Consider the following 12278-nt stretch of genomic DNA (forward strand, 5'->3'; position numbering starts at 1 on the left):
AGAGGAAATTTTGCTATCTTTGTGTTGCGTAAAAAGCTAGCTGATATAAATGTTTTTTAAGATCTGAAATGATGATAAAAAATGAACATATTTACTTAATATTATGAAAACGGCCATTTTAAGCTTATTTTTGTTTGTTATAACAATTAATTCAAATCTGCTGATGTCTCAGAACAAAATTTCTTATCTGGCCCTGGGAGATTCTTATACTATTGGGGAACTGGTTAAAGAGGAATCACGTTGGCCGGTTTTGTTGACAGAAAAACTTAACCAACTGGGTGAAAAGGTAAAGTTGGAGAAAATTATTGCCACCACAGGTTGGACAACAGATGAGTTGCTAGCTGCTATTAAAGAAGATAAGGATTTAGGCAATGCAACAAACTTTGATTTGGTAAGCTTGTTAATTGGTGTAAATAATCAATATAGAGGCTACCCAATTGAACAATACAAAAAAGAGTTTGAAGTACTTTTGAAAAAGGCGATAGAATTAGCCGGTGGGAGTACAGGTAGCGTTTTTGTTGTGAGCATACCCGACTATGGAATTACACCCTTTGCTGAAGAAAAGGGGATAGATAATAAAAAAGTGACAGAAGAATTATTGCAGTACAATACCATTGCACGCCAAATAGCGTTAGAGCATCAGGTAAAATTTTATGACATTACCCCGCTATCGTTAAAAGCTGTGAACCAACCAAAAAAATATTTAGCTGAAGATAAGCTTCACCCTTCTGCTACTATGTATACCGAGTGGGTGGATTACTTATTTGCAGGTGTGCAACAACAATTAAATAGACAATAGTTGAATCGCTTAGCCATACTTTTTATCATTTCTTCATTATTACTTGCTTCCTGCAAGGATAAAATGGTATGTGCTGCCTTTCAAAGTTCCTATATACTTGATCCTCAAAAGCAGAAGGAGCGGTTTTCCTATTTTAAAAATGATTCACTGATCCTGGAGGCCAGTGTCACTACTCATAAAACGGATATTTATGGGTTGAAGGAAAAAGAATATGGTTTCTGGAAGCAGCAAAAGCTTCTACAAATTGAGCAAAAAGATGTTTTAAGCGATGAAATGGACTCTCTCTTAGCCAATAGAGGAAAAGAGCCTGTGGTAGATTTCGACAGTCTTGAAATAGCAATGGATACGTTGCAATTGACTGATGAAGATTCAGATGCCTGGGATAATACCAAACGTTTCCATTATAATGTAGATTTTGTAAAATATATGCTTCTGGTAGGAAACGATGTGTTGCTTGCACAGGCAGCCGCCAGGGATTCAGCACAAGCGAAACAGAATAGAGAACAGTCAGCAGCAAACGACTCTACAAAGAGTGGAGGAGGCTTTATGAAGGGCTTATTTGGTGGTAAAAAAGATAAGAAGGAGAAAGATAAAGGCAAACGTAGGTCTGAGAATGAAGGTGGAGGAGAAGCCAATGAAGCTGCTGCGGTGCCTGAGGAAACCCCCACAACTGATACAGAGGAAGAAGAAGGGTAAGCTTCGTCTATCTCATTTTTAAACCCATCTCAATCTTTGTAAATAATTAATCCTATTAAATAAAAAACACCTCTCCTTGTAATCATGTAGGAAGAGGTGTTTTGAATTCTCAGCTCTGAAAGCAGGGGAATGTAAAATCAGTAGAACTACATTCTAACTCTTTTTCAGATTATTTGATTATTTAGGGTTCTCATTGGCAGTATTAGCCTCCTTATTTTTCACATATTTCTCCAGCCATTCGTGTTGTTCCCACAGCATGTGTAATATACTTTCCTTAGCACTATAGCCATGGCTTTCTTTTGGCAACATAACTAGCCTTGCGGTGGCACCTAAGCCTTTCAGTGCATTAAAATATCTTTCACTTTGCAGCGGGTAGGTACCGGAATTGTTATCAGCCACTCCATGGATGAGTAAAAGTGGGGTTTTCATTTTATCTGCATGCATAAAAGGAGACATGTTATAATAGGTTTCTGGTGAATCCCAGTAGGTACGTTCCTCACTTTGGAATCCGAAAGGAGTGAGCGTTCGGTTGTATGCTCCGCTTCTGGCAATTCCGGCTGCAAACAGATCCGAGTGGGACAGTAAATTGGCCACCATAAAGGCTCCATAGGAATGCCCTCCAACAGCCACTTTTTCCCTGTCTATGTATCCAAGGGCATCTACAGCATCAATGGCTGCTTTGGCATTGTCCACCAGCTGTTTTCTGAAGCTGTCATTAGGCTCTTCTTCTCCTTCGCCCACAATAGGAAAGGCTGCATTATCCAAGACCACATAACCTTGTGTAACCCAATAAACCGGACTTCCATAGTAAGGGTAAATAAATTTATTAGGATTAGAAGTGTTCTGCCCAGCACTGTTTTTATCTTTATACTCCCTTGGATAGGCCCACATAATCATAGGCTTTTTCTCTTTGTTTTGCTTATCATATCCCACAGGAAGATAGAGTGTTCCATCAAGGCTAAGACCATCCTCTCGTTTGTAGGTGATGATTTCTTTATGTACATCCTGCATGCTCTTGAAAGGATTATCAAAAGCTGTGACTTGCTTTAAATCTTCTTTTTTATTGATGTTTCTGATGTAATAGTTAGGATATTCATTTTGCGATTCAATCCTTACAAGTATTTCACCTTTTTTCATATCTATACCTGAATAAAGGTTTTCCAGCTTGTCAGTATAACTTGACTGGTATAGCCTTTTTTTCTTTAAATTTTTCAGGTTCAGTTCGTCTACAAAAGGAAACTGTCCTTTTTCTGAATAACCATCTCCCATCAGGTAACTGTTGCCATTATTGATTACCAGTATTGTTTCATTAAACTCATTTTTAGTGGTAACAAAGTAGCCCGGGTCGCTGTAGTTATCCTGGTAACTTCTATCCACTATAACTTTTGGCTTCTGGCTGTTGTCTGAAGGATTGAAAACATATGATTTCGTATTCCTTGTATTCCACCAGTAATCATGCGCTACGGCAATATCTTCTGTACCCCATTGTACATAGGAAAACCTATTGATCGTTTTAAACATAGGTTGACCTTCACCTTTAAAAGGAGCATCTAATTCAAAAATTTCGTCTCTATAAGGAACCTCTTTTTCAGGGTCTCCTTCATCAAGCGCTTCTGCGTAGATGAGTGTAGCAGGTTTGTCTGAGCGCCAATTCATGCTTCTTCGGCCTGTTCTTACTGCCATAAATCCCTGGGGCAAAACCTCCTGAAGTGGTACATCCATCACTTTATTCACCAACTTACCAGATTGGTCATATACATTGGTTTCGCTGGGGAACCTATAGTAGGGCACCAGGTAAGAAAATGGCTTCTTTATTTTCTCCACCATTACATACTTTCCATCAGGAGAAACAGAAACATCAGAATACATGGCAGTCGGAAGAAATGGCTTTAGATTTCCCTCTAAAGAAAGAAGTTTCAATTCTGAAAGTGCCAGCTGCTGAAAATTAAACTCATCATTTGGGTTACTTAGTAAGTCCTGATAAGTTCTGTTTTGCGCTTTTTCACCTTTACTTACTGAAATAATGGGTCCGTCAGGAATAGCTTCTTCAGTATTAATTAGCTCCTTTCTGTCGGCAGGTAGGGTGGTGACAAACAATCCGGAATTGTCTTTCTGCCACTCCAATGGATTGCCCATATTGGCATTTACAATCTCGTCAGTCAGCTTTTTGGCTGATGAAGTTTTGATGTCTAGCACCCAAACCTGCACTCCTTTGTCGGTGGTGTGGGTAAAGGCTATTTTTTGCTGATCTGGCGACCAGTTGAAATTTGCTAATCGTGGGTTTTCAGGAAGCCCTTTTACCTCAGTATTAGATGGTTTAAGTGCCTTCTTTGTTTTGATATTGTTATAATAGGTAGTTCTGCTGCCTATATTGGTTTTAGGATTAATTCTTAATCCTCCGAGCCTTAACTCTTGTTCCGATAATTCAGCGATTGATTTGTAGGGATCACGAAAAAGTAAAATTACATTTTCGCCTTTCTTATCAATTAACACAGAAGGAGCAAGAGGGGCCTCTACCAGTTCCAGTATTTCTGTAGGCGGTTTTTGGTATTTAAGACTTTCCTGTGCCTTAGCAAAAGTTGCCAGAAGCAGGAGGAGAAGAATTGGCATTAGTTTTTTCATTGTTTTTAATTTAAGGTGAAATTTAGAATAAACCTGTTTAGAATGATTTAATTTAAAGCGTTCTGTTTTAATATTCAATAGTATAGTCTTACTATTACATGAGAGGTAGCATTAGAGATTTGATTTATATCTTTTGTAGTATAGCTGTAGGTAAGAAAAGCACTTACAATGGACAGCTTTACAAGAGCTTTGCTCTTACTTCTTCGTTGCAAAGGAGGGAGGTAGGAGAGGAAGAGTAGTGACTCTGTCGGAAGCAAACCAATATTCATGAAAATTTTCAGCAGTTTTCGATGAATGATTATTTCTACACTTAGAAAAAACTTAGGTTTAAAGTTAAAATTGACAAGAGCGAGCATATTTCTTCTTGTCTTGTAAAATGTAGGAAAAGCTTATTTTAGTTTAACCAAAATAGAAAATGATACAATGCAATAACTGTAAGAATGAAGCAGGAGACGAAGTGATGATCTGCAATGTTTGTAATTATCCTATTCAGGGAACGGTGCAAGAACAAGCAGCTTTTACTGCAAGGCAAGTGATACAGAAAAGTGATGTGGAAGAATCAATTGGCAAACTTAAAAATGCACGCCTTATTTTGTATGCTGTGGGAGCGTTCTACCTTATCGGTCCTTTTACGCCTCTTATGAGTTCCGGCTCTTCAATAGTAGTGGGTATTAGCGTTTTCTTAGGGTTGATGTTTATTGGGTTTGGTCTTCTAACTTACAGGAAACCAGTAATGGCTATTGGGATTTCTCTCGGTCTGATTGTATTTTATTACATTATCCTTCTATTAATCAGCCCCATTGCTTTATTTACTGGTATTTTATGGAAAATGATCATTTTAGTAATATTGGGATATGGATTCGTGAGTGTTAGAAAATCGCATCGTATTTTAAAACAAAATACATATTTAGCTTCAATTTTAGGATTTGGGGCCGGAGGAGAAAAGGGTTAACTTGAAATTACGGAATAACAGCTTTGAAGCTAATAAAATATAGTGATATAAAATTAAATAAGAAGCTAGTAAAAAATGAAAAAAGACGCGTTCAAATTATCTTTGCCAGATGATATTACTTTTGCTCAGCTTAATGAAGAAAGAACTCGGGGAAGTAAATTTATTTTTTTCATCTATCTAATACCCCGCCCTTGGTCACCTGTAAAAAGAATATCGAGAGTTTATTTTATCAGGCCAGACGATAAAATTAGTAAAATAAATAAGAAGTATAATTTTATAACATTACTGTGGGGATGGTGGGGCTTACCTTTGGGACCTGTTATTACTTATAAAACCATCCAAAGCAATCGGACAGGCATAGATATTACTGATGATGTATATGATAATTTAGGTCAGGGAGATTTTGAAAAGAGAAAAGTAGTTATCCGAAAAGCAAGTACTATTTTTTTACAGCCATCAAAAGATATAATACAAGAATTTCTGAAAGGTTTCAAAAAGTGGGAGGAGAAAGGGGTAAAACTTACAGAAGAGCCCATTGTAGGAGATTATATTGATACAGAAGAATCTTATTATGTAATTGGTTTGAATAAATTGGATTTAGATAAATCTGAAAACATCAGAGAAGCACTATACAGATATTTCTTACCAAGGACTAAATTTGAATTTATTGATTTAAATGAAGAATCAGAAATAACTGAGAAATTGAAGATGCACGGTATAAAAATAAATATTCTTAAATCTTAAGCCGGATTAGAGGCTAAAGAGATTTCATTTTAGGTGCTCAGCTTTACTAAATCGGTGCTCTTATCTTCTCGTTGCAAACGAGGAGTAAAAATATATCTAATTGAATTAGATTGAGCTGATTAAAAATACTGCCAGAATACCATGGTTCCTATAATTGCAGCAGCGAAAGCTACAATGAGCACAGCACCTGCAGAAAGATCTTTCACTTTGCCTATCACTTCATGTTGTTGAGGGTGCAGGTGATCACACAGCTTTTCCAAAGCAGTATTGCCCGCTTCTGCCATTAACACAACGCCAATGCAGGCAATAATAATAAGCCAATGATCTGCTGTAATGCCTAATCGAAAGCCTAATGATATGGCAATGGTGGCAGCCAGTAGCTGGATTCTGAAATTGTTCTCTTCGAATAGCATATAAATACCTTTTAGAGCATATCCGTAGCTTTTTATATTCTTGTTGATGCTATTTTTTATACCTAACATTTTTAATCATCTGAAGGGTGAGAAAATAAGTGAAGCCTATGAACAAGCTGAAACCGATAATGATGCTCCATGCTTCAGGATCGCCTAACTGAACCAAAGCATCCCAAATAAGGTGATGCGGTCTTGTAAGAAGATCCCAACTGTTCCAGCGCTGCACACGGCCGAGATAAATTCCATAACTCGAGAGAATAATAATAGCAGCCATTATAAGCCGGCATTTGAACTCACTAAATGTGTTGGAAAGAATTTGTTGCACCTTGTATAAACAGTATAAACCTAGCAATAAACCCGTGCATGCCGAGGAAAAGAATACAATGATATCTATCCATTGAGCTGGGTTAATCCAGCGGTTAAGATGCACCAAATCTGTAATAAGATAAGGTGCATTGGGCCAGAATAGCAGGCAAAGACCGAATAAACCGAACTGTTTCCATTTGGCTAATGGTTTGCTCATTTCCAGCCGTTTCTGCCAGATCAGCGCGAAAAACAGAGGTACCCAGGCCAGGAATAAATTCCATACCAGGAAGAAATAGGTGTAATTTGAAGTAACGATGCTTTGAAAAGCAATTAGGCCTCCGCAAAAAGCAGTGAGTAAACAGAGCCATTTTGTGGTGGAACCAATAAATTTAATTGATGTGGAAATCTGCATATTTATAATTTTTGATGTTGAGTAAATTGATTTCTACTGAGGTAGCGATGTATATGACTTGCTTTTAATTTTTCATAGGTGAAAATGCTCCATCCCAAAAGGGCCGAGATGTCGACTGTGAAAAGTAGAGCCCTGGATTCTTTGTGAATACCTTGTGCCAGTATGAATACATTTATCAAAGCGAAGGAAAATACCATGAAAGGCAAAAAGTAATGGTACATTGCCCTTGGGGCTAAATTGAGCTTAAAATAACCATCAATACGCTCAAAGGTTCCGAAAAGAATCAAGCTGGCTATTAGAGCAATGATAGTAGTTAATACACTTCCTATTATCCAAAATACTAAAATGAAATTAGCTTCCAGAATGCTCTTTTCTTCAATGTAGGCAAGCATTAACAGAAAAATAAACATGGATAAAGGGCCTGTTTTTAGCGCTGTCTTCAGGTGGATTTTAAAAATGTCATTCATCACATTCAAGTGCTTTAAGTGTTAGATAATCCTGGTAGTTCCATGAAAGCCAACCCCTGTTCTCTTCTCTTTCTTCAAATGAACTGATTTTCTGATTCAGGGCTATCTGAGTTGCTTCAGCCAGGTAAGGATTCTGGCGGAGAGGTAATAGCTGAGGGATATTAGCATCGGAAAGCTGGATCAAATAATTGATATCCGGATTCTCACTTTTGCTCAGATTATAACGGGTAATCCAGCTATCCCAGGGAATAAAGCTGCTGATTAATAGGAGAGCGAGAGCTACCCAGCTATTAATGTTGAGAAGGTACCATGTAGTCTTTTTATTCTTCACTTTTACATAGGTAGTAAGCAGACCGGCTACCACTAAAATGATATAAACAAAAACACCAATTCTCTTATATGTTAAGCTGAATTCCTGGATATAAATAAGGTTTTTGTAGGTAATACTGGCAGCTAATAGCAGGTTTTGCGCAATCCAAACATAAGCTAATCTCTTTAAGGTGAGATGGTTTTTATAGAAATTCATATTGCCTCTGAAGTAATAAAGCAAGATGCTAATGGCCAGCACAATTGAAATAATTAGGGTGTATACTCCCTGATGCACAAAGTCGGCATGAGAAAATTCAGGATCCTGCGTAATGCCCTTCAGAAGATACTGTAAATCTGCTCCATTAAACGCCAATAGAAGTATGTTTAAAAGAATGAGTAGCGTAACAGCAGTTTTTAACTCAAACTTAAGTGCAAGGGGGTGGGTGTCCGTCAATAGTTTTCTCTTCCTGCTGATGGTATTGCCTTGTTGGGCCTGCCAGCGATTCATTTGATTTAAAGGATGATAAAAGCATATTCCTGCTAAGAGTACCCCGAGCCAAAAAGTGAATGAAATCCAATCCCATGAAATCCAATTGAAGGCATTGGAGAATAAAGGGTTTGCAGTAGCATAGAGAAGAATAAAAATAACAGCACCCACTAAGGGGATGGCTACCGCACTTACCCGCAAAACAGCTAATTGCTGGCTTTTATTTGCCTTTACATCTCCGGGATCCAAAGAGGTAGCAGTGCTGAAAAGCTTGTCGGTAATCCATATTAAAGGGGTGACCAGCACGGAATAGAGACTATTGGCCAGTAGTACAAAAACAGACTGGCTGTTTAAATTAAGGCTTGCCACTAACAATAGCGTGAAAGCAGAAAGGCTTAGTATGGCTATGGTGGAATGAAAAATGATAATAGCTATGGATGACAATACCATGCCTGAAATAAAAAACCATAAATACCCTTTGGCCTTGATTGGTTGTGAATGTTTTATAAGTAAAATAAGAAGAAGCAAAGCTGTAAACAATAGACTGTTAATCCCAAATCCTTGTTGGTAGAATAAGAAGCTACTAAATAATATGAGCAAGCCGTATCGCCAGAGGGTAGATTTCATTGTGTTTTTCATAGTTAGTATAATAGTTATTTAATCGAAAGCACTTTGTATTTCAAAGTATTTAATAAAAAAAATATGCAGTTAAATTTTATCGCTGCATATAGTGCTTAACTCTTCTTTTGTCTTTTTATCAAAATATTAATTATAGTGATAAAAATAAAAGTACTTTGAATCACAAAGTAAAGGTAACTGAAGTTTTTAAAAATATGCAACAATTGGCCAAAAAATTAAAAATAAATTGAGGGGTAGGTGTATCTTCAGAGGTGCTTAGCTTTCTCCTGTTGGTGAAAACAGCAACAAAACGGAAGGAATAACTACTACTTCACCTTTCCTTTGCCATGGCTCGTGTCTCACGAGTCATTTAGCAGATACTGTGATATTTGGCTGCCTAGTTACACAATTGATAATCAGCTTCAATTGCTCTTTATTAATCACAAATAGCCTTCCAGTTAAGTTTCGTGGGACACGAACCTAGGCGAGAGGCGAGAGTAATAAAAAAATCATGACAAAACCTGCATAGCAGTTCTCATGAGTATATGTCACCCCTAGAAGTATAATCTCCTTGTTGATGTTTTCACAAACAAGCTTTTTTTTTAAAAAACAATACTTTGCTGCAGCTAGAGTTGTTGATGAAAACACCAACGATATGAAGGTTCAAATACGCTCTATCAGGGAAAACAAAAATGACTTTGTTAGCCATTGTATGTATCTGCCATGGTTCGTGTCTCACGAGCCATTAGCAGATACTGTGATATTTGGCTGCCTAGTTACAATTGATAATCAGTTTCAATTGCTCTTTATTAATCACAAATAGCCTTCCAGTTAAGTTTCGTGGGACACGAACCTAGGCGAGAGGAGTAATAAAAAAACCAGTACAAAATCTTCATCCTCAATTCTCAAGAATGGTATGCAGCTATTCTCATCCTATAAGCATTCATAGCATTTTTACCCAGTTTTTTGGTGTAGGTATGGTTCACATAAGCTCCTGAAATAGCACCAATGCCGGGGATTAGCTGGATCAGCTTGGCCAGGTCAATATAATCGCGGTACTCCAGCTGAAAAGTTCTCCAGTCGAATTCATGAATATCGTTGGGGAGCAGTTCTTTTTGCTGTTCCCAGTCGCTCATTATTTGGAAGATGGCTTTCCGATGTTTCTGACTGGAAAAGGTTAGCTGAAAAATATGTAAAATGAATAACCTTTCTTTGTAGTCCTTTACATCTATTCCATATGCATTGGCTATTTCAAATAGCATTTTCATTTTAAGAGATAGCCACAAGGGAAAATCCGCCAGGCTGGAAAAGAAACCACCGAAGCCGGTTATAGCACCTTCAGCTGCCGAGGAAGAAGCGTAAATACTGATCTTTTTTCGGGCCAATTGTTCCACTTCTTCCAAAGTACCAAGCTGTATGCGCTGAAAAGTGGTGTATTCTGCTCCAAATAACACGCCTCTGATAATCTCTTTCACAGCTTTGGTAATGACTATGTGGACTTTTTCAGGAATGATGCCATTGATTTTATGCTGCACACCCTTAGCCATTTTATTAAGCAGGGTAGGTCTTTTACTCATTTTCATGCGCCAAACCCAGTACTCATGGTAAGTATTCAGGAAATAAGCAGCGTTTTCATCAATTTTCATAGGCTGAGCAAGTCTTTGACTTAAGGATTGGCAACGTTTAAGCTGATTGATATGTTGCCACATCCTGATTACCTTACCTCAATTGACCAATAGTACTAATTCGATCTTTTTATTAACAATCGCCATCTGCTATTATATAGTGCTTTATTTTATTCATTTATATAGCAAAAACAGTAGTCTATACTATACTTCTTGTTTTTTCAGAAGGCAGGTTGGTTAAATAGACATAAAAATACTACTTTCAGACTTTTATTAAGTGATAAGGACCAGCTTAATCGTAAAGTCAACAAAATTTATTATCAGATAATACATTTTCAAATGATAAGAAACAAACTCAAATCATTACTCATCTTTTCTTTGTTACCAACAGTCTTAGCAGCTCAATTTAACCCATGCAATGACCAGAACAGCCTCCAAGAGTTTAATTCCTCTTTCTGTACCACTGTAAAAGCACCTTTGAATTATGAGGCCAGCAATAAAGATTCAATTGATCTATTTGTTAGAAAATTTCCAGCTGCAGAAAAAAGAGAAGGATCAATTTGGTTAATTCCAGGTGGTCCGGGAGAATCAGGAGCTAGTATGTATCCTTTAATAGAACAGTTTTCCAAAATTTTCCCGAAGTTAGATATACTAGTACCGGATCATAGAGGTACCGGCCTTTCCGGAAAAATTTGCCCTGAGGAAGAATCTATAGACTCTCCTAACGGCATTAGTCTTGTTAATGAGGAATGGGGTTCATGCTTTACATATATGTATAGTAATCAAAATTATGTACAAGCCTTCTCAATCACAAATGCTGCGAATGACCTTAATTTACTGATTCAGGAACTGAGTGGTGCTGGTAAAAAGTATGTTTATGGGGTATCTTATGGAACGCAACTAATAATGAGGTTTCTCCAACTTAAAACAGTGGAATTAGATGGGGTTATTTTAGATTCTTTTGTGCCGCTGCAGGACGATAATCAGTATGACTTAAGTCAAAGATCATTTGTTACGAACGAAGTGGGGAAAGCTGTGTTGGCACATTATGATAAAGGAGCATCAAAAAGAAAGGTTTCTTTAACTACCCAAATGCAAAATATTATTCACAGATCTAAAACTGATACAGTTTTTGCTCAAAATTTACCAAAACAGGATTTATCTATCATTTTTGGTATGATGCTGGATGTTCCCAAAGTGAGAAACAATATACCGAAGATTATAAAGGCTTTATCAGTAGAGAACTTTGAGCCTCTAAATAAGGCTATAGCAGATATCACGCAGTTTTATAACAGTTATGGATCTAAATATTCAACCTCAGCCAGTTCTATACCACTTGTACAGGTAATTTCATCCTCAGAAAACAATTTGCGAATGGCGATTAAAAAAAGTGAAATAACTGCGGAATCCGAAAATCTTTTATTCACTAGTCCTTTACCAAAACTATTGGCAGAAAATTCAATGCCTACATATCAGAGAGACAGTTATTATGGAAAGGTACCTGCCAGTATGCCTCCCACCTTGATTTTACATGGAACGCTTGATCCGAAAACTCCTCTAGCAGGTGCTATTAAGCATTTTGAGAAATTGCCAAAAAATAATCGTGTCACTTTGGTAAAAGTAAAAGATGCACCCCATTTTATCGCGCTTTTTGCTCCAGATAGTTTTGAATCCGCTGTATCCAAATTTGCAAGAGGAGAGCAAATGGAAAACATAATGATAACTGATGATAATACATCTTTAAAGTAATTACTAAGCCAAATATTAACAAGTATATAAGCTCTGATTGATAGCACGTCCAAGTACATCAGCAGAGCTTTGCTTTTTT

The 12278-nt window shown here is 37.2% G+C and carries 11 protein-coding genes; 5 read left to right on the forward strand and 6 right to left on the reverse strand.

Features of this window, described 5'->3' with window-relative positions:
• The first annotated feature begins 163 nt into the window (after positions 1-163).
• Together IEV85_RS07190 and IEV85_RS07195 are read left to right on the forward strand one after the other, a co-directional pair.
• On the forward strand, positions 164-799 hold the full coding sequence (locus IEV85_RS07190; RefSeq protein ID WP_188461714.1) for an SGNH/GDSL hydrolase family protein: 636 nt from the start codon (positions 164-166) through the stop codon (positions 797-799).
• Entirely contained in the window at positions 800-1495 is a 696-nt protein-coding gene (locus tag IEV85_RS07195) for a hypothetical protein (protein ID WP_188461716.1), read from the forward strand.
• 177 nt (positions 1496-1672) lie between these two features.
• Here IEV85_RS07195 and IEV85_RS07200 read toward each other — a convergent pair whose 3' ends face one another.
• Positions 1673-4117 (reverse strand): prolyl oligopeptidase family serine peptidase, encoded by a 2445-nt coding sequence (locus IEV85_RS07200; protein ID WP_188461718.1) that lies wholly within the window; start codon positions 4115-4117, stop codon positions 1673-1675.
• A 415-nt stretch (positions 4118-4532) separates the two neighbouring features.
• Between IEV85_RS07200 and IEV85_RS07205 the strand changes: the two genes are divergently transcribed.
• Both IEV85_RS07205 and IEV85_RS07210 read left to right on the forward strand, forming a co-directional pair.
• Positions 4533-5069: a hypothetical protein gene (locus IEV85_RS07205; RefSeq protein WP_188461720.1), complete on the forward strand. Its 537-nt coding sequence runs from the start codon at positions 4533-4535 to the stop codon at positions 5067-5069.
• A 75-nt stretch (positions 5070-5144) separates the two neighbouring features.
• Positions 5145-5813 (forward strand): hypothetical protein, encoded by a 669-nt coding sequence (locus tag IEV85_RS07210; protein WP_188461722.1) that lies wholly within the window; start codon positions 5145-5147, stop codon positions 5811-5813.
• 119 nt (positions 5814-5932) lie between these two features.
• Here IEV85_RS07210 and IEV85_RS07215 read toward each other — a convergent pair whose 3' ends face one another.
• The 5 genes from IEV85_RS07215 to IEV85_RS07235 form a co-directional block, all read right to left on the reverse strand.
• Positions 5933-6295, reverse strand: a complete 363-nt coding sequence (locus tag IEV85_RS07215; RefSeq protein WP_188461724.1) for a diacylglycerol kinase family protein — start codon at positions 6293-6295, stop codon at positions 5933-5935.
• On the reverse strand, positions 6276-6944 hold the full coding sequence (locus IEV85_RS07220; RefSeq protein WP_188461726.1) for a DUF1361 domain-containing protein: 669 nt from the start codon (positions 6942-6944) through the stop codon (positions 6276-6278). The genes IEV85_RS07215 and IEV85_RS07220 overlap by 20 nt, the downstream gene beginning before the upstream one ends.
• 2 nt (positions 6945-6946) lie before the next feature.
• Positions 6947-7411 (reverse strand): hypothetical protein, encoded by a 465-nt coding sequence (locus IEV85_RS07225; protein WP_188461728.1) that lies wholly within the window; start codon positions 7409-7411, stop codon positions 6947-6949.
• Complete coding sequence (locus tag IEV85_RS07230) at positions 7404-8846, reverse strand: DUF4153 domain-containing protein (RefSeq protein ID WP_188461730.1); 1443 nt, start codon at positions 8844-8846, stop codon at positions 7404-7406. The genes IEV85_RS07225 and IEV85_RS07230 overlap by 8 nt, the downstream gene beginning before the upstream one ends.
• A gap of 884 nt (positions 8847-9730) precedes the next feature.
• Entirely contained in the window at positions 9731-10471 is a 741-nt protein-coding gene (locus tag IEV85_RS07235; RefSeq protein WP_188462262.1) for an EcsC family protein, read from the reverse strand.
• Positions 10472-10789: 318 nt separating this feature from the next.
• Here IEV85_RS07235 and IEV85_RS07240 point away from each other — a divergent pair, with 318 nt between their 5' ends.
• Positions 10790-12199 (forward strand): alpha/beta fold hydrolase, encoded by a 1410-nt coding sequence (locus tag IEV85_RS07240; protein ID WP_188461732.1) that lies wholly within the window; start codon positions 10790-10792, stop codon positions 12197-12199.
• Positions 12200-12278 lie beyond the last annotated feature (79 nt).

This window comes from Marivirga lumbricoides (genome assembly GCF_014636295.1).
Taxonomy (GTDB): domain Bacteria; phylum Bacteroidota; class Bacteroidia; order Cytophagales; family Cyclobacteriaceae; genus Marivirga; species Marivirga lumbricoides.